Origin of the sequence: Roseburia sp. AF12-17LB, assembly GCF_003479605.1 — a bacterium.
Classification (GTDB): Bacteria; Bacillota; Clostridia; order Lachnospirales; family Lachnospiraceae; genus Roseburia_C; species Roseburia_C amylophila.
In genome coordinates, this window is record NZ_QUHR01000013.1 from 5269 (window position 1) to 23930 (window position 18662).

Consider the following 18662-nt stretch of genomic DNA (forward strand, 5'->3'; position numbering starts at 1 on the left):
GGTTTTTTCTCATTTTTTTGTGGAAACATTTTTTGTAACATATATTTCTTCAATTTTTTTGTTTCATCACACTTACGCTGATGAAGAGTGATGATGTGGTCGAGGCTTTCAAAATATGCTGCAATTTCTTTTTGCTCATCAAAATTGGGTACCCTAACCTTCATCTTTTGCAAATCGAGAAATGACAGTACCTTCTGTCCTGTTCCTGTACATGTATATGCTATTTCACGTACAACTTCTTCGCTATTATTCAATACCAATGAGAGGAAGAAAACATCACTATTTTTGCCACTAAAAACGGGATAAAATTTACTAATAATCCCTTTATCACAGCATTTGTTGATATTAAATGTAAAGTCTACTCCGTCACTTCTATTTCGATAAGTACAGTAATTTCTTGGTAGTATATTGTACCCGGTAATATCATGCTGTTGCTTTCTTCCAAAATGCTCTTCTTGCAGTATTACGCCCTCTGTTTTGGATGAAGTAAGAATTGGTAATGTGCAATCCGAATCAACAGTCTCTTTATATTCAGTTATGATATCTCCCAACTTACGCTGTTCCCAATCATCCGTAAAACCCTTAAATCTAATATTAGGTGTATTACCCATTTCTACACCTCCTTAAATATTTCAACAAATTCCTTAACAGCTGCTTCTGTTTCTGAAGAATTAAAGGTAAGTTCTCCTAACATGGAAAGCAATGCTTCATTACTTTCCTTAATTGCTTTATTAGTTTCTTTAATACTTCCCGTAAGTGCCCGCAAATCTATCTCCTCTTCTTCCTCACTTGTATCAACATATCTAGGAATGTTAAGATTGAAATCATTTGCTTTTATGTCCTCATAAGATGCCAAATATGCAACTTTATCAACATTCTTTCTATCCTTATACAATTCAAGAACTCTATCAATGTGTTCCTCATTCATCACATTTTGTTTCTTTTCTTTTTCAAAAAGATTAGATGCGTCAATAAAAAGTACATCTCTTCCCTCTCTGTGCTTTTTCAGAACTACAATACACGTTGGAATAGAAGTATTATAAAACATGTTTGACGGCAAACCAATTACTGCATAAATAGATCCATTCCTAAGTAATGTTTCTCTAATACTTCCCTCTGCTGCCCCTCTAAACAATACTCCGTGAGGAAGTACAATTGCCATTGTGCCGGTCTGCTTCAAATGATAGAAACCATGTAATAGGAATGCATAATCTGCTTTTGATTTTGGGGCAAGCTTGCCGCCGTAATCCATAAATCTTTCATCCTGCTTAAATCCTTCAGCTGCCGACCATTTAGCTGAATATGGCGGATTCATAGTAACCACATCAAACTCTGTTTCTTCATCTGTTGGCCAATCTGCATCCAAAGTATCTCCATTTCTCAAATGCTGATTTTCTGGAAGTACTCCATGAAGAAACATATTCATTCTTGCCAGATTATAAGTTGATGGCATAAGTTCCTGTCCATAATATTTAATATAATCTGGCTCCTTTGAATAATTCCTGCAACTAAGCATCAGAGAACCAGAACCCATACACGGGTCATATACCTGAAGTCCCTTTTTTTCTTCCTGTCCTGTCATTGCAATTCTACAAAGAATTTGTGCTGGTCCATGAGGAGTATAAAATTCTCCTGCTTTTTTTCCTGTCTCTGAAGCAAACTGTCCAATCAAATACTCATAAGCATTTCCAAGAACATCACCTTTTGCATGAATCAAATCTGCTCCATCAAGAACCTTAATTACTTCTGCTATTGTAGTGCTCTGTTTCTGATCTCCAGTTCCAAGTCTATTAGAATATAAATCTACATCTGCAAATAATCCATGAAACAATTCATCCGACTCTTGAATTCGATTAAATGCAGCCTGTAATTTTTCCCTATTAAAAGTATTTGCCTTTGCATCGTTTAACATACTTACATATGTCATATTAGGATCTAATGTATAATGCATTGAATGTTTTAACTCTTGTAACAAATCTTCTGCATCATCCGTTTCCATTACTTCTTCATATTGTTTCTGTGCCTCTTGCAGATCATCTGGTGTCTCATCATTTAATAAATCGTATGCTTTTACCAGATACGAATCTGATAAATACTTATAAAAAACAAGTCCCAGTAAATATGTCTTATACTCATTCGCATCCATTTTTCCTCGGAGCACATCAGCCCCACTCCATAATACCTGTAATAAATCTTTACCCTCTGCCATTTTTTCAATCCTCCTCAATCTTCCTTATTATTGTAAGTGTAAATTTCTTAATTTTCTCCATCTGCTTTAACATTAACCGATTTTGTATTAAAGACTGTCGATACAATTCTCCAATTTTTCTCTGCTTCTCTAAATCTGGCAATCTTATTTTTAATTCTCCAATCGTTTTTACATTTAACTTTTTTACACTAAGTGTTGTTCCCTGATGAACCATCATAATCTGTTGTTCAAAATCTTTTCCTTCATTAAACTGATAACAAAAATACCATTTATCCAGTATTTGCTCATCAAACTCACATTTCAAAAAATTTGATGTTATACATTTATCCTTATTCTTCGCCGATATTGGCGCTGCTTTCGATTTAATAAGATTAATAATGCATTCTGCTTTACCATCATATTCACTCATACAATATAAGTCATTTTCAAAATCTTCTGGCAAATATAAACATACTTCTTGTTCTTTTAGCCTTGTAGGATTTTTACCTAAAGTAAAATTAATGATATCACTTAATTTTTTTACCTCCATCTCCCTTCTCCTTTCCGTAATTTAGTTAAATTACATTTATAATAATAACACATTGTCATTCTTTGTCAATATGTAATTTAATTAAATTACAAATAAAGAGTCGTGATTACTCACGACTCCAATATACTATATTTCTAGTCCATTTTGTGGGACTTCAAACTTTTCACTTTTTCAACTTCATATATAACAGTGGATACGGATTCCCTTCTTCATCAAAATCTGTTCTTTTATATATTTCAAATCCCATGTGTTCATAGAAGCCAACCGCTTTAGGATTCTGCTCATTTACTGTGACTTCATTTATATCATAGTTTTCAATTCCATATTGAAGTAACTGTCTGCCTGGTCCCTTGCCTCTTTCCTCTGGTGCTAAGAAAAGCATTTCCAGACGCTTGTGTTCTGTTCCTAAAAAAGCTGCTATCTCACCGGATTTGCTCTCAGCAATGACCAAATGGGCAACATCACTTAATGCCTGCAGCACATACGCTTTAATCTGATTGATTTCTTCGTCAGAGAGAAATAAATGGGTTGCCCGGACAGACTGCTCCTAGACCGCTAATAATTGTTCGATTCTCTTTGGTGTTCTCTCCTTCAGTTCAAATATATTCATGCATTTATCCTCTCTGTTTTTTATGAAACAAACCAAATTTCCTGCGCCTTTTTCAAGCATGATATCATGAACAGCATTCGCCGTTCATCAATCATATTTCAATCATTCTTATTTACAACTGGCAGCAATATCCCGGATACTTCCTGCCATGTCCGCATCAATGCCCACTGCCCGTTTTCCAAAGCTTTCCGGCACGACCGCTTCTCCAAGATTTAATCTTATCAGACTTATATTTCCATGCTCCCGCACCAGCTTTTCAAATGGGAAACGGATGATGGTCGGCGTATTAAATCCAACGCCAAGTTCCAATAATACAAGTTTCTTATGCACCGCTTCGCTAAGATATTCCGAGAAAAGTTTTTCCGCATGATACCATGCCTCATCCTGCACAAAATGCCCGTCTTTTCTGAGATTCATATCCATCGGTCCGCCACAGACCGGACATTTCGGCACCATGTAGGATGGAATCTTACAGTCTCTTCTCGCCTGATTCATCTGGAAAAAAAGCTTTCTTGCATCATAAATCTTATTATGGCAGCCCCGCCTGCACTGGATATGAAAATAGTCTCCCTGGGTACAGAATATTTTCTCTTCCGGCAGTCCGGCTTTCACAAACTGCCCATCTGCATTGGTGCTTAATACAAATATATTTTTATCAGAAAAAGCCTCTAATAAACACTTATGAAGTGGTGTCACATCCAGTTCCATTCCACCGAGCAGTGCCTGCTTCGACCAGTAGCCCCAATAGCTTTCTTCATCCGGATACGGATAAAAACTTGCCGAATACATATCCTGCATATAAGGTCCTTTTCCATACTTTTTCTGGAATTCTCCAAAATTTTCTTCAAAAAAGCTGCCGCCATACTGTGCACCTGCTGCCGTGCTCATTCCGGCTCCCGCACCAATCAGAACATAATCGGCATCCTTTAACATCTTTCCAGCTTCATTTATCTGTTCCTGATATGGAATATCCTGAGTGATATAATCCCTTGCCGGTATTCCGCAAAGGAAGTTTTCAAACGTTATTTTCATGTGTACTCCTTAACTTAATTTTTCTCACTTACAACAGGTCTCTGTAAAACGCTTCATCATAATTCTTAAAAACATTAAAGACTACTTTTATCCGGCTTCCGGTTCTCTTTTTATATGCTTTCACCATTTCCACTGCAATCTCAGCCGCCCGCTCATTTGGAAACATAAATACACCGGTAGAAATGCAACAGAAGGCAATGGACTCTAAGTTCTTTTCATCGGCTGCTTCCAGACAGGACTGATAGCAGGAAGAAAGAAGTTCCTCATGTTTCTTTGTAAGCCTGCCACTTACAATCGGTCCTACTGTGTGAATCACATATTCACAGGGAAGATTATAGGCAGATGTAAGCTTCGCCTGACCGGTTGGTTCTTCATGTCCCTGTCTTTGCATCAGCTTCGCACATGCTAACCGCAGCTGGACTCCCGCATAAGTATGGATACAGTTGTCAATGCAGTTATGGCAGGGCTGGTAACAGCCTGTCATTCCGCTGTTGGCAGCATTTACAATGGCACCCACCTTAAGTCTCGTAATGTCTCCCTTGTAAAGATAAAGCTCCGGCTCTAATTCTTCCATTTCAGAAAATGTCACGATTCCCTTTTCGGCATTTGCCTGCTGCAAATAAGCATCCTGTATGTGCAAAAACTCTTCATCTATAGCAGATGGCATTCTGACATTCATCAGTGACCGGAGCAGTGTTTTCTGTTCTTCTTTTCCGGCTGGAATCTGCATGGTCTTATCTTCTTTCCAATATCCCTTCCGCTCTTCTAACAATCTTTCGATTAAATAACGTCTTCTCTCTGACTGATTCATGCTATCCTCTTCTTTCAATTGCCTGCACCGGACAATTTTCATAACAGCTTCCGCAGTGCAAGCAATGATTCTGCTGTATTGTAAATGGCTCGCCTTCTGTGATACAGCGTTGCGGACAACTGCTCTGACAGGTACCACATCCGATGCAGGCATCCGTTATGTAATATCCCTTTTCTTCTATTCCAGCATTTCCCAATTGATATGTCTCCCGGAATATGGGATTAACACCCAGATTAAAATATTCTATTTCTGCTCTGTCGATGCAGAAAACAATTCCGATATTTCTGGTATCGCCCGGATATACATTGCCAAGATAAGGCTGTTCTTCAAAAATAATATCCCGCAATTTTTCCTGTTCGCTCTCCGCCACTGCATAAGCTTTTCCGGACATCCGAATCATTTCCTTATATCTGGTATAACAAAGAATCTGCACTCTGCCATCCTGTTGAAGCTCCCTGCAGAAATTTTTCCCTCTTGCTGTAAAAAAGTAAATTGCATCTTCTTCATAATGTATCGCACTGATATTTCGAATCTGTGGTGCTCCATCTGTATCCACCGTTGCAAATGCCAGCACACCTACTAACTGCATTTTCTTTAAACATGTTGCCAAATCCATTTTCTGTCACCTCTATTTTATTATCACGATTTGATGATATCCATTAACATGATAGCACCTCCCCGGTAATCTCATTTCTTGTCTTCCAGCACTGTGGATCTGCTCCATAGAAATTTCCAGCTGCTCCGTTTGCAACAGCCGGACAGCCTCTGCACCATGCTTTCAGTTCGCATTTACTGCATTTTACAAATTTATCATAGTCCCGGTATTTCTCCATCTGGCAGAGCCAGACATCTGCCAGCCGGTCTTCGAATATATTTGCCACCTTGCTGTCCATCACTCTTCTGCATGCCATCACATCTCCGTTTGAAGATATTGTAATATGACAGTTTCCACAGTTGCAGCCTCCATAAATCATTCCGTCCACTGCATTCTGTGGCAATTTGAACTGACCGTTTTCATATTCGTATAATGTCCACAGATGGTCTTTTCTATTAAAATAGGTCTCACATCCCGCCGCCTCATATGCTTTATATTTCGCATCACAGATTTCCAGTAAATCTCTATACTCCTGTGGAGTCAGATTGCTGTCTACCTCTCCGCCAGTTGAGACATAGCGGGAAAATGCATATACCTTAACTTTCGCTTTTACTACCGCATCAATAATATCCGGAATTTCCTTTAAATTAGTCTTTGATACGGTGCTCATAATAATGCTTTTGATTCCTGCCCGGTTAAGGCAGCCAACCTTTTCCAGTGTCAAGTCAAAGCTGCCCGGTTTGCGGAACCAGTCGTGTGTCTTTTGCATTCCATCCAAAGACATCTGGTATTTCTCGCAGCCGCACACCTTTAACATTCTGCAGATTTCATCATTTAAATGAAAAGGATTTCCCATTAATGTAAATGGAATATTTTTGCTTTTCAGCAATACCAGCAGCTTCCAGAAATCCGGGTGAAGGATAGGATCTCCTCCGGTGATATAAAAATATGGTACCCGGTTATAAACCTTGCAGAAGTCTTCGCAATTTGCTACCACTTCACGCATCTGGCCGAATGTCATGCTTTTTAATTCCTTACATCCGTCTCCCGAAAAAATATAACAATGTTTACAACGCTGGTCACACTCATCTGTAATATGCCATTGAAACGAAAAATACTGACTCATCCTATCCTGCCCTTCTTTCCTAATCTTTCTTATTTATCAGATGCACCACAAGCTGTTCCGCACGCTGCCGGTTTCTCCTCTGGTTTGTCTGCTGCTCCACAGGCTGTTCCACACGCTGCCGGTTTCTCCTCTGGTTTGTCTGCTGCTCCACAGGCTGTTCCACACGCTGTACTTGTCTTTGCGTACACTTTGTTGTTCCATCCAAAAAGATTTGATAATGCCATTTTTGTTTCCTCCTCTGATTCTTTTATTTTTCGGCAATTTCCTTGTTGCAGACTTATCATAGCAAGAGTTTTTCCACTAAAAAAGTACGCACTTTTTTATTACATAGGCACCTTTTTGTAACCACTATACACATGCAGATTTATATGTTACATTATTTTTGAATCTAATATCACAATTTGAACAAATGGAGGGAATACAGATGTTGACAAAAGACGAATTACCGGAATGTCCGGTTGCTACCACGGTCCAGTTAATCGGCAGCAAATGGAAACTATTAATTATAAGAAATCTTTTAGAAAGACCCTGGAGATTTAATGAATTGAAAAAGAATTTGGAAGGAATCAGCCAGAAGGTTTTAACAGACAGCTTACGTGCCATGGAAGAGGATGGAATTATTACAAGAACTGTTTACCCGGAAGTTCCGCCGCGTGTAGAATATGCACTCAGTGACCTCGGCGAATCCATGCGTCCGATTCTTACTGCCATGCAGGAATGGGGAGACAATTATAAAGCGACCTTTCTTTACTGAAATAGATAAGAAAAAGCACGCCGTTAAAATACACTTTTGGGCTTCACCCATTTTGTATTTCAAGCGACGTGCTTTTCTTATAATACTCTTTGAATAGCATCTACTACCTGCTGCCACTCTTCCATGGCTTTCGGATAAAAATGCTCTATCTTTTCGATGTTTTTTTCTTTTCCGGCACACTCCAGCTGGTAAAAGAAATCTCCAAGCGTTCTGGCTCCGATGCCCCAGGCTTCACCCTTTAATCCATGGGACTGGGTTACGAATGTTTTCCATAATTTGTTCATCATTTCTATATCTGTTGCAGCTTCTGAATCTATGATAGTTGCAGCTTCTTTCATTGTTACTACATGATTTACCTTAAGAGATTGGAACGCTTTCTCTAAATGATGCTGCTTCTTCTCTTTTTCTTTTACAAAGATGCCTAACAATTCTTTATAGAACTGTTCATCTCCATCCGCATAGGATAAGCCTTCTTCTGCTGCAATTCCATTCTTCTCAAGATAATGTAATAAGCCTCTTAGCTTTGTTACCTTTGTATCATCCATGTTTCCCTGGAAAACCATATTTTCTTCCGGCAGATAATCCCTAAGATATTTCTGCAGCATAATCTCCAGTGTGCCCGGTTTTACCGGTTTGGTAATATACTCTGCAAATCCTTCGTTTTTGTACAGTTCTTTTGCACCAGCTGTTGCATTAGCGGTAAATGCCACTGCCTGCGTATAATGATTTCGTCCTTTCTCATCTGCACGGATGAGGTGCAGCGTCTCTATGCCATCCGGCTTTGGCATCATATGGTCTAAAAGAAGTAAATCATATGTTTTCTCTTCACATTTTTGAACGGCAGTATTTCCATCCATCACGGTTTCCATTTTAACCTTTGTCTTATGTAAAAGATGTTCTAATACCATCAGATTCTGCTCATTATCATCTACCGCAAGAATGGTAAAGCTGCTGTAATCCGCATTCATACTTTTCGCACTCTGTTTTGTAAAATGATGTTTTTCCGATACTTCTACCCACGGAATCCGAACCGTAAAGGTACTTCCCTTTGTCACTTCACTAATCAGGCTGAGACTTCCACCCATAGCCTCTGCCAGTTGTCTTGCAATATCCAGTCCGAGACCGATTCCGTCTTTTCTGCTGTTTCTGGCATTATTGCCCCGTTCAAAGATTTCAAAGATTTTATCCTGCTCTTCTTTTCCTATTCCGATTCCACTGTCAGTCACAGTTATCTTTAAAAAGGTATCTCCATTTTCCACCGCTTTTTCTACACCCAGCTCCACAAAGCCTTCATCTGTGTATTTCAACGCATTTTCCAGAAGATTAATGATAATCTGACGGATATGTGCCTTGTCTCCATAGAAATGTTTTCCTGGTTTTAATAATGGTTCCTCCATCCGCAGCCGGAAGCTTAAAGATTTCTTCTCTGCCTGTGGTCTCATCTGGGCTGCTGCGTCATTGATAACCTCTTCTAAAGCAAATGCATCCTTCTTTATCTGAAGCGTACCACTTTCTAACCGTGAAGCATCTAACACTTCTTCTATCAGTGCAACCATACTGTCACCGGCAGATGCAATTTCTCTGGTATAACTACGGATTTTTTCTTCTGATGTTTCTTCTGAAATCACTTCATTCATACCAAGTATCGTATGCATCGGAGTCCGCAGCTCATGGCTCACTTTCATTAAAAATCTGGTCTTCGCTTCATCCGCACTACGGAGTCTCTGCATCATTTCCAAGTTTTCTGTCTGGTCGATAAACCAGAGCATGCAGCCATCCTTCTCACCATTTTCCACAATATCTTCCATACGAAGTTCATAGATGCGGTCATTTTTATGCAACAGCCTTTCCCGGTTTGTCAGTGCCTGCAGGATTTCTTTTTGCCTGCTTGCGGCACTTCCTACCTTTATTTCCGGGAAAAGTTCCTTCATACGCTGATTGACGGAAATAATTTTATTTTCTGCATCCAGGATAATCAGGCCTTCTTTTCCATGATTAAATGCATTATCCACCGCAGCCTGCAGAGAGCCAAAATATCCATAACGAATCATTGCCATCATCATGCAGAACATCATAATTGTCATGGCAATGACTACCGGATTATAACTGCCAAATACACCCAGACCCTTTAAGATTAATTCCAGTGCAAAAGTTCCCACACCTGCTATCATATAAATAATCCGCTTTTTATGAATCGGTGAACTCTCCCCGTAACGCATGATACACAAAATAAATACCGCAAGTATTACCGTTCCCAGATGTATATAATGCAGTTTCCAGATGATTCCGGGTATAACTTCAATCCGGTGATATATGCCATCTTTCAATATCCGCATTGTTTTATAAAAATATGGATGATATTCTGCCGTAAATACTCCTGTCAAAACAATTGTATTAATTACTGCCTGAATAAAATAAATAAACTTTGGAATTTTTAATCTGCCAAATTCGGATGCAAACCATAAAAATGCCATCAGAAAGCCTGCCTGTCCCACATACTGGATACACAGCCCCGCAAGTGCCTCACCAACGGTATCCGAATGCACCAGTTCCAGATGAACTCCCACCACAAACAGCATGGTAAAAATATCATAAATAATAAATGCAAGCTGTGCTTTGGAGAGCTTTTTATGAAGGCAGACTGCCAACATAAAAAGCATCAGGATAAGCGCTATAATATTTACCGACACAAGAAAATAGAACATACTTCTTTTCCTTTCGTAAAAGTCTTTTTGACTCTTTTACCATATTATAGCGGAATGCCTGATGCTTTTCCACTGATTTTATTTTGCAAATAAAGGAGTAGATAAATAGCGGTCCCCGGAATCCGGAAGAAGCACCACAATGTTCTTTCCTTTATTTTCTTTCCTTTTTGCCAGCTCAACAGCTGCCTTTAATGCAGCTCCTGCACTGATTCCCACAAGAATTCCCTCGCTGCGGGCAAATGCTCTTCCTTCTTCAAAGGCATCATCATTTTTGATTGGAATAATCTCATCATAAACAGAAGTATCCAGTGTATCCGGAATAAATCCGGCACCGATTCCCTGAATTTTATGAGGTCCGACTTTTCCCTGTGAAAGAACCGGACTGGTTGCAGGTTCTACTGCAACAATGTGTACGGACTTCTTCTGCTTTTTCAGATATTTTCCAACTCCGGTTATGGTTCCACCTGTTCCGACTCCTGCCACAAAAATATCAACGCTGCCTTCTGTCTGTTCCCAGATTTCCGGTCCTGTGGTTTCTTCATGGGCTTTTGGATTTGCCGGATTTTCAAACTGTCCTAAAATAATTGAACCTGGAATCTCTTTATGAAGTTCTTCTGCTTTTTCGATTGCACCCTTCATTCCCTTATACCCGGAGGTCAGCACAATATGCGCTCCATACGCCTGCAGAAGATTCCGACGTTCTACCGTCATGGTTTCCGGCAATGTTAAAATTGCATGATACCCTTTTGCAGCCGCCACAGAAGCAAGTCCGATTCCCGTATTACCGGAAGTTGGCTCGATAATCGTAGCTCCCGGCTTTAATTTTCCCTTTCTCTCTGCATCTTCAATCATGGCAAGTGCCACTCGGTCTTTTACCGAACCTGCCGGATTAAAATACTCCAGCTTGGCAATGATTGCCGCATCCTCTACACCTGCCTCTTTCATATAATTATGAAGATAGAGCATCGGCGTCTTTCCAATCAGTTCCGAAGCACTGTCCACTATTCCTTTCACACACGTTTCCTTCTTTCTATTCCATTCCTTTGATATATCCGGTTGCAGACTGAATTGCCACTGCACCATCTGCAACTGCTGTGACTACCTGACGCAGGCTTTTCGTCCGCACATCTCCTGCCACGAACAGTCCCGCAAGACTGCTACTGCAGTCTTCTCCTGCAATCACATAGCCTTTCTCATCGAGAACGTCAAGGTTCTTTAATAATTCCGTATTTGGAATCATTCCAACCGCTTCAAAAACACCATCTACAGCTATTGTCCCACCGTTATCTAAAATAATACCATCTACTTTATCTTCCCCGGTGATTTCCTGTACTCTCGTATTGGTAAGTATCGTTACATTGGAAAGCTCTTCTAATTTCTTTTTTGTCTTCTCTGCTCCACGGAATTCTGCTCTCCGGTGAATGAGATATACCTGTTCGCAGATATCGGATAAATACAATGCATCATCCAATGCGGTATCTCCACCACCGATGACTGCAGCTTTCTTTCCCTTATAAAAGGCACCGTCACAGACTGCACAAAAAGAAACTCCTTTTGCCAGCAGCTTTTCTTCTCCCGGCACCCCTAATCTGCGGTTCTGACAGCCTGCCGCATAGACTACGGTTTTCGCTTCTATGTTCTTTCCATCTTCACAGGAAATGACAAAGCTTTGCTCTTTTTTTGTAATGGCTGTAACCTCTGCCTCTTCAATGGTTACTCCAAGTCCTTCGGCATGCTCTAAGAATGCCTCTCCTAAAGAATAACCGTCTTTGCCCGGCAGTCCCGGGTAATTATCTACCCGGCTGCTGTATGCAATCTGTCCGGTTCCAAGATATTCTTTTTCCAGTACAACTGCATCGAGGTTTGCCCGCTTAGCATAGATTGCCGCACTTAAACCTGCCGGCCCACTTCCAATGATAACTACATCTAACATATTACCAGATCTTCCTTTGTTGATTCGTCGCCTTCAATATGAAATGAATTGAGTACCGGCTGTTCCGGTTCCATCAGAGAAAGAATCATATAGCTTGCTTTACTGTCATATGCAAGACGCTTATCTTCTTCGGATGGTCTTGAAGGAGATTCCGGATGGGAGTGCCAGTTGCCTAAAGGCATGAGACCATTGGCACGCATATCCTTTACGGCTGCTAACTGCTCTTTCGGATCCAGTGTAAAATGCTCATTGGAATGGTCGATATTGGTCAACAGATATACCTTTTCTACCACCTTATCCTCTCCGTCTTTGGTTCCTGCAATCAGTCCGCAAGCCTCTTCTGGTACACAGCTTTTGGCATGTGCCAGTATTTTTTCATAATCTGCTTTTTTTAATGAAATCATGCTATCCTCTTTCTATGTTTCATGGGTTATGTATCTGATAACATTTATTTACTGATACATTTATTTATCTGTACATTCTGCCTGTTCATAATCAATCAGCTCTGTTATGGTCGGATGTTCTCCACAAACGGCACATCCCTTGCCATTCCAAGGAAGCTTAATCTTGTGGAATTCCTGCTTAATTGCATCATAGGTCAATAACTGACCGGTCAGCAGATCTCCTACTCCAAGGATGTATTTGATTGCTTCCATTGCCTGAAGGCTTCCGATGACACCACCCATTGCGCCGATAACACCAGCCTGCTTACAGGTCGGTACGGCATCCTTTGGTGGTGGATTCTTAAATACACAACGGTAACATGGTCCCTCTCCCGGAACATAGGTCATTAACTGACCTTTGAAACGGATGATTCCTGCATGGGAAAATGGTTTCTTTGCCATAACACAGGCATCGTTAATTAAGAATTTTGCCGGGAAGTTATCGGTTCCGTCAATGATAAAATCATAATCTGCAATGATGTCCATGATATTTTCACTGGTAATGAATTCACGATATGTACGGACTTCTACATCCGGGTTCATTGCATTAATGGTCTCTTTTGCAGACTGCACTTTTGCTTTGCCAACATCTGCTGTCTGATGAATAATCTGTCTCTGAAGGTTACTTAAATCTACTTCATCTGCATCTGCAATTCCGATGGTACCTACACCTGCTGCTCCAAGATACATTGCTGCCGGTGCTCCAAGTCCGCCTGCTCCGATGATTAAAACTTTTGCATTTAAAAGTTTTTTCTGACCCTTAGCGCCAACTTCTTTTAAAATGATATGTCTGGAATAACGTTCAATCTGCTCATCCGTTAATGCCATAGCTTCCACCTCCCATGAAGTAAAGGAATTCTACATTATCACCATCCTTAAGAACGGTTGTTGCCTTTGCTTCTGTTTCTATAAATTCATCGTTAATGGATACGGTTACATATTCCGGTGTCTCTACATTTTCCTGCTCAATTAATTCCGGAAGTGTTAATCCGTCTTTTACTTCTTTCTTTTCGCCTGCTACTGTAATCTGCATAATTTCCTTCCTCTCACTTTTCTTTATTTTTATTTGTCAAGGGACTGGGTAATCCACTCCTCAAGTACCGCTTTTTTCTCTGCACCACTCTTACGGGCAATTTCTTCGCCATCCTTGAAGAGTACAATGGTTGGTACAGACATTACACTGTATTTTTCTGCCAGTTCTGAATCAAAGTTGGTATTTACTTTATAGACATTTAATTTTTCTGTCTGTTCGTCTGCGATAGCACCAATGACCGGTGACATTTTCTTGCACGGAACACAACTGTCTGAGTAAAAATCAATCAGCACCGGGAGGCTGCTCTTCAATACTTTTTCTTCAAAAGTGTCTTTTGTTACGCGTTCTGCCATTTCTTTCTCCCTTCCAGATGTTTAGTCCTCAACCTTCTTTACAATGAGGTTATAGGTTCCATCTTCGTTATTAACCAGTTTTAAAATCTGATGTCCTTCTTCTTTAATACTGCGTGGTACATTCTGTACCGGCTCGCCGTCATTCATACGGATTGCAATGACTTCGCCATCCTCTAACTCATCAATTGCAACCTTTGCCTTTACAAAAGTAAGCGGGCACACTTTATCGGTAATATCTACTGTATCATCAATCTTGATTCCTTCGATTTCCATCTTATTTCTCCTCATATAATAATTTTTATTTTGAATTTCCATTCCGATTTTTTCTTTTTCTGCTGCTTCCGGCAACTCTATTTTTCTTCAAATGCATTGCGGATTACTTTGCGGAATTCATCTTCTCCTACGCGCTGTAAAAGTAAACGGAAACGCTCACCCGGATTTGCATGCTCTTCAAAGAATCCAATGGCTGCATCAGTCACACGGAATAATGTCTCTTCATCGGTAATCAGCGGAAGTAACTGTTCTCCTTTGTAAATATGATTTCCAAATAATCCACCAAAGGATACAATATATCCGCTCTTTCCTTCCCATGCATCTGTCGGGCAGGATTTTACACAACGGCCGCAGTTGGTACATTTATCATAATCAATGGTAACTTCTGTTCCGGTACATTTGATAGCATCTTCACGGCACGCCTTTTCACAGACACCACAATTGATACATTTATCTGCTACCCAGCTTACTTCCATACCACCTTTTACACCGATATCATTTTCTTCTGCCTTAAGACAGTTGTTCTGACATCCGGTAACACCAAATTTGAATTTGTGTGGAAGCTCTCTTCCGAAGTAATGCTCATCTAATTTCTTTGCCAGGCTATAGGTATCGATACATCCGCTCGGGCAGATTTCAGAGCCCTGACATGCGGTAACGGTACGGACTCTCGGTCCACATACACCAGGTTTTACACCACCGTCTGCTAACTTTGCACGAACCTCTTCTATATCTTCAAAGTTAATAAATGGAATCTCAATGCCCTGTCTGGAAGTCATATGAACATAGCCTTTTCCATATTTTTCTGCCACATCTGCTACTGCTTTAATATTTTCTGCTGTCAGGTTTCCTCCAACTACCTGAATTCTTAAAGAAAAGAATCCTTTCTGTTTCTGGCGCATAAATCCGCCTTTTTTCAATGCCGCATAATCAATTTTTGCCATTGTCTGCTTCCTCCATTTACTCTTTGCTTTTCTCTGGTCTGCTCTGATCCATTGCCTGTCTGAAGTCTTCGATTAAATCTTCGATATCTTCAATTCCGACACTGATGCGGATCAAATCATCAAATACTCCGGCGTCTCTTTTTTCTTCCGGGGTACTGTGTACATTTAATGTAGATTCCGGATGAATCACTAATGTTTTCGTATCTCCGATATTGGAAATAATCAGCGGAAGCTTTAATGCATTGATTATTTCAAATGCCCGTTTCTTGCTTCCGGTCCGTATGGTTAAGATTCCACCAAAACGGTCCTTAAACTGTTTCTTTGCGATTTCATGCCATGGACTGCTCTCCAATCCCGGATAATTGACTGTTACATCCGGATATTCTCTTACAAAAAACCTTGCCAGTTCTGCTGCATTGTCACAGATACGCTCCATCCGGATTCCCAGTGTCTCTAACCCGATGCAGTTATAAAATGCATTCTGCGGAGACAGACAGGCTCCTGTGTTGCGGAACAGTCCATTCCGAAGCTTGGCAGTATAGGCAAATGGTCCAAACTTCTTAAAGTCTGCCATGCCCGGATATTTTTCCACATCCCACTTAAATCTGCCGCTGTCCGTAATAATTCCGCTGATGGAATTGCTGTGACCATTGATGTATTTAGAGGAAGAATTCATTACAATATCCGCTCCTAGGGAAAGCGGCTTCACTAAGAATGCAGTAGCAACCGTATTATCTATAATGAGCGGTACCTGATGCTCATGTGCCAGATTTGCAAGTGCCGTAATATCTGTCACATCAAGTCTTGGATTACCAATGGTCTCTGCAAAGTAAAGACGGGTATGTTCATTGGTCTTTGCTTCAAATGCAGCCAGGTCATTGTTTTCCACATAATGTGTTGTGATACCAAATGCCTCTAAGTCACGGAATAAATCAATGCTGCCGCCATAGAGACTGGCACTGGATACGATTTCATCGCCGGAACGAAGGATATTACAAAATGCATTGTAGAGTGCTGCCATTCCTGATGCACAGGCAACGCTTGCTACGCCACCCTCTAACGCCGTTACTCTTTTTTCAAATGCATCTACCGTAGGATTACTGATTCTCGTATAGGAATATCCCGGTGCCTGGTTATGAAAAATCTTTTCTAGCTTCTCTGCCGACTCATGTGCAAATGCACTGGATTGATAAATCGGAGTTGTTGTTGCACCTGTATTCGGTTCTCCTTGAAAATCTCCATGTAATAATGCGGTATTAAACTTCATCTTACGCTCCAATTCCTGCACGTCTTATCGTGCACTAAATACTTTGAACTGCCTTAGGAAATCTATTTACGATTATTCCTATTGGTTTTGTATGAATTATATTTTACTATATTTTTCTAATTTGTCAATACTAATTTATCAGAGCATTGTTATTTCTCTCCGAATATGTTATTTTATTCACGCAAGCGACCGCCGCAGGCGCGAGAACGTGCCAAGGCTCATTCTTTGTTGCAACAATACTTTTCAGGAAACACAATACATATTTCTGGAATAACGGAAAGGATTTCCTATGTACACGAGAAAAAAAATCATTTTATCTTTTGCCGGAATGTTTTTCCTGCTGCTTCTTATGATGTTGGCAAGTCTTTTTTTCGGCAGTGTTTTATTAAATCCAAAAGAGATTTTATCCTGTCTGATTCAAAATGACCGGACTTCTGTCACAGGTCTGTTACTTTTTCATATCAGAATTCCACGGATGTTTGGTGCCATTGCTGCCGGCATGGGTTTATCCTGCGCCGGAGTTATCTTACAGACTGTTATGAATAATTCCCTTGCCAGTCCGAATACCATCGGTGTCAATTCCGGAGCCGGATTTGCCGTTATGATTGGGCTTGCCCTCTTCCAGGGCCGTGCAGCCCATAATGCCATCTTTGCATTTGCAGGTGCCTTTCTGACAACACTTCTTATTTTTGCACTGGCGTATATGGCAGACAGCAAACGTACTACTATTATTCTTGCCGGAATTACCGTTTCTTCTTTTTTAAGTGCCGGAATCAATACGGTAAAATTATTAAGTGATGATATCACCTTAAACCTCACTACCTTTATGATTGGTTCTCTTTCTGATGTCACCACCAAAACGCTGTTGGCTCCCGGCATTGCCATTGTCATTGCGGTTATTCTCTCCTGCTTTTTTGGAAGCCACATGAATGTTCTGAGTCTTGGAGAAGATGTTGCCCGCTCCCTTGGCATTCCGGTATCGCTGCTCCGTTTCCTGTTATTGATGCTTTCCAGTATACTGGCAGGCTGTGTGGTAAGCTATGCAGGACTTTTAAGCTTCGTCGGGCTGATTGTTCCTCATATTGCAAGACGGCTCTTTGGCAATGATCTGCGGCTTTTAGTTCCCCTTTGTGCTCTCTTAGGTGCAAGTTTCGTCCTCTTCTGTGACACCCTTGGACGTGTTATTGCCGCACCATATGAACTTCCTGCCGGCATTATTCTTTCTTTTGTTGGCGGACCGTTTTTCTTATATCTTTTATTAGGAAAGAAAGGAGGCCGCAGAGTCCATGCTTAAATTTGATTCCGTTTCCATTGGCTACCACAAGGTGCCTCTGATTAAAAATCTGTCCGTTGAAATTCCTACCGGCAGCATCACAACCATCGTAGGGCCAAATGGCTGTGGCAAAACAACACTGATTTCCGTATTAAATAAATCCAGCCAGCTTTTTAACGGCTCTATCACATTAGATGGCGAAGATATTTATCATATGAATGGACACCTTCGTGCCCAGAAAATTGCATTTTTACCGCAGATTCGTGAAGTGATTCCTGCTCTTCCGGTTCATACCTTAGTGGAGCATGGACGTTTTCCATATCTTGGCTTCTCCAGACGCCTCACCAAAGAAGACCGCAAACTGGTGGAAGATGCCATGGAATTTACCCATATTACGGATTACCGCAACGTTGCAACTGACACTCTTTCCGGTGGGATAAGACAGCGTGTCTTCTTTGCCATGACTTTAGCCCAGAACTGCGATACGATTATTTTGGATGAACCGACTACCTTCTTAGACTTGGAAAGCCAGAATAATTTCTACCGGATGCTTCCAATCTTAAAAGCACAGGGAAAAACAATTCTTTTGGTGCTGCACGACCTTGCCAAGGCACTTACTATTTCAGACAAACTTATCGTCATGGAATCCGGTGCCATCTGCTTTCAGGGCACTCCGGATGAATGCGTACAAAAAAACGTCTTAAATAAAGTATTTCATACTTCACTTAAGACGTTCTCTGATGCGGAAGGAACTTACTACTTCTTTGAGTAA

General features: G+C 40.6%; 22 protein-coding genes. 3 read left to right on the top strand and 19 right to left on the bottom strand.

What is annotated here, in order from left to right; genetic code table 11:
* The 9 genes from DWV68_RS12775 to acgA all read right to left on the bottom strand — a co-directional run.
* Positions 1 to 611, bottom strand: a 611-nt coding sequence (locus DWV68_RS12775; protein ID WP_197420868.1) for a restriction endonuclease subunit S, incomplete at its 3' end; no start/stop codon positions are given.
* 2 nt (positions 612 to 613) lie between these two features.
* A complete protein-coding gene (locus DWV68_RS12780; RefSeq protein WP_118665971.1) occupies positions 614 to 2209 on the bottom strand; it encodes a type I restriction-modification system subunit M in 1596 nt (531 codons plus the stop codon).
* Between the two features lie 4 nt (positions 2210 to 2213).
* Complete coding sequence (locus DWV68_RS12785) at positions 2214 to 2738, bottom strand: restriction endonuclease subunit S (protein WP_118665973.1); 525 nt, start codon at positions 2736 to 2738, stop codon at positions 2214 to 2216.
* A 163-nt stretch (positions 2739 to 2901) separates the two neighbouring features.
* Positions 2902 to 3219, bottom strand: coding sequence for a GNAT family N-acetyltransferase (locus tag DWV68_RS12790; protein WP_330419944.1), 318 nt, complete (start codon positions 3217 to 3219; stop codon positions 2902 to 2904).
* 237 nt (positions 3220 to 3456) lie between these two features.
* Positions 3457 to 4380, bottom strand: a complete 924-nt coding sequence (locus tag DWV68_RS12795) for an SIR2 family NAD-dependent protein deacylase (protein ID WP_118665975.1) — start codon at positions 4378 to 4380, stop codon at positions 3457 to 3459.
* Between the two features lie 28 nt (positions 4381 to 4408).
* Positions 4409 to 5191, bottom strand: coding sequence for a protein-ADP-ribose hydrolase (locus DWV68_RS12800; RefSeq protein WP_118665977.1), 783 nt, complete (start codon positions 5189 to 5191; stop codon positions 4409 to 4411).
* Between the two features lies 1 nt (position 5192).
* Complete coding sequence (locus DWV68_RS12805; protein WP_118665979.1) at positions 5193 to 5807, bottom strand: 4Fe-4S binding protein; 615 nt, start codon at positions 5805 to 5807, stop codon at positions 5193 to 5195.
* Between the two features lie 43 nt (positions 5808 to 5850).
* The gene (acgM, locus tag DWV68_RS12810) at positions 5851 to 6912 is read right to left on the bottom strand and encodes a radical SAM/SPASM domain protein, ACGX system (protein WP_118665981.1); all 1062 of its coding nucleotides are present in this window, start codon (positions 6910 to 6912) and stop codon (positions 5851 to 5853) included.
* Between the two features lie 29 nt (positions 6913 to 6941).
* On the bottom strand, positions 6942 to 7136 hold the full coding sequence (gene acgA, locus DWV68_RS12815; RefSeq protein ID WP_118665983.1) for an ACGX-repeat peptide: 195 nt from the start codon (positions 7134 to 7136) through the stop codon (positions 6942 to 6944).
* A gap of 200 nt (positions 7137 to 7336) precedes the next feature.
* Here acgA and DWV68_RS12820 point away from each other — a divergent pair, with 200 nt between their 5' ends.
* Positions 7337 to 7666, top strand: a complete 330-nt coding sequence (locus DWV68_RS12820) for a winged helix-turn-helix transcriptional regulator (RefSeq protein ID WP_118638986.1) — start codon at positions 7337 to 7339, stop codon at positions 7664 to 7666.
* Positions 7667 to 7743: 77 nt separating this feature from the next.
* On the opposite strand, the gene DWV68_RS12825 is transcribed toward DWV68_RS12820, so the two are convergent.
* The 10 genes from DWV68_RS12825 to DWV68_RS12870 all read right to left on the bottom strand — a co-directional run bounded on the left by DWV68_RS12825 (position 7744) and on the right by DWV68_RS12870 (position 16617).
* Positions 7744 to 10371, bottom strand: a complete 2628-nt coding sequence (locus DWV68_RS12825) for an ATP-binding protein (RefSeq protein WP_118638985.1) — start codon at positions 10369 to 10371, stop codon at positions 7744 to 7746.
* Positions 10372 to 10449: 78 nt separating this feature from the next.
* Positions 10450 to 11385: a cysteine synthase A gene (cysK, locus tag DWV68_RS12830; protein WP_117699075.1), complete on the bottom strand. Its 936-nt coding sequence runs from the start codon at positions 11383 to 11385 to the stop codon at positions 10450 to 10452.
* Between the two features lie 16 nt (positions 11386 to 11401).
* Positions 11402 to 12304, bottom strand: coding sequence for an NAD(P)/FAD-dependent oxidoreductase (locus DWV68_RS12835; protein ID WP_022243145.1), 903 nt, complete (start codon positions 12302 to 12304; stop codon positions 11402 to 11404).
* On the bottom strand, positions 12298 to 12708 hold the full coding sequence (locus DWV68_RS12840) for a M67 family metallopeptidase (protein WP_118056821.1): 411 nt from the start codon (positions 12706 to 12708) through the stop codon (positions 12298 to 12300). Before DWV68_RS12840 ends, DWV68_RS12835 begins: the two co-directional genes overlap by 7 nt.
* A 60-nt stretch (positions 12709 to 12768) precedes the next feature.
* Positions 12769 to 13575 (bottom strand): HesA/MoeB/ThiF family protein, encoded by an 807-nt coding sequence (locus DWV68_RS12845; RefSeq protein WP_117699072.1) that lies wholly within the window; start codon positions 13573 to 13575, stop codon positions 12769 to 12771.
* Positions 13559 to 13780 carry a sulfur carrier protein ThiS gene (gene thiS, locus DWV68_RS12850; RefSeq protein WP_022243148.1) on the bottom strand — a complete coding sequence of 74 codons (222 nt, stop codon included), beginning with the start codon at positions 13778 to 13780 and terminating at the stop codon, positions 13559 to 13561. The genes DWV68_RS12845 and thiS overlap by 17 nt, the downstream gene beginning before the upstream one ends.
* Positions 13781 to 13809: 29 nt before the next feature.
* Positions 13810 to 14133: a thioredoxin gene (gene trxA, locus DWV68_RS12855; protein ID WP_022243149.1), complete on the bottom strand. Its 324-nt coding sequence runs from the start codon at positions 14131 to 14133 to the stop codon at positions 13810 to 13812.
* Between the two features lie 21 nt (positions 14134 to 14154).
* Positions 14155 to 14406: a sulfurtransferase TusA family protein gene (locus DWV68_RS12860; protein ID WP_242988730.1), complete on the bottom strand. Its 252-nt coding sequence runs from the start codon at positions 14404 to 14406 to the stop codon at positions 14155 to 14157.
* Between the two features lie 77 nt (positions 14407 to 14483).
* Positions 14484 to 15350, bottom strand: a complete 867-nt coding sequence (locus DWV68_RS12865; RefSeq protein WP_022243151.1) for a 4Fe-4S binding protein — start codon at positions 15348 to 15350, stop codon at positions 14484 to 14486.
* A 16-nt stretch (positions 15351 to 15366) separates the two neighbouring features.
* Entirely contained in the window at positions 15367 to 16617 is a 1251-nt protein-coding gene (locus tag DWV68_RS12870; RefSeq protein WP_118056822.1) for an O-acetylhomoserine aminocarboxypropyltransferase/cysteine synthase family protein, read from the bottom strand.
* A gap of 289 nt (positions 16618 to 16906) precedes the next feature.
* Here DWV68_RS12870 and DWV68_RS12875 point away from each other — a divergent pair, with 289 nt between their 5' ends.
* Both DWV68_RS12875 and DWV68_RS12880 read left to right on the top strand, forming a co-directional pair.
* Positions 16907 to 17911 (top strand): FecCD family ABC transporter permease, encoded by a 1005-nt coding sequence (locus tag DWV68_RS12875; RefSeq protein WP_197420870.1) that lies wholly within the window; start codon positions 16907 to 16909, stop codon positions 17909 to 17911.
* Positions 17904 to 18662 (top strand): ABC transporter ATP-binding protein, encoded by a 759-nt coding sequence (locus DWV68_RS12880; protein WP_117947607.1) that lies wholly within the window; start codon positions 17904 to 17906, stop codon positions 18660 to 18662. The genes DWV68_RS12875 and DWV68_RS12880 overlap by 8 nt, the downstream gene beginning before the upstream one ends.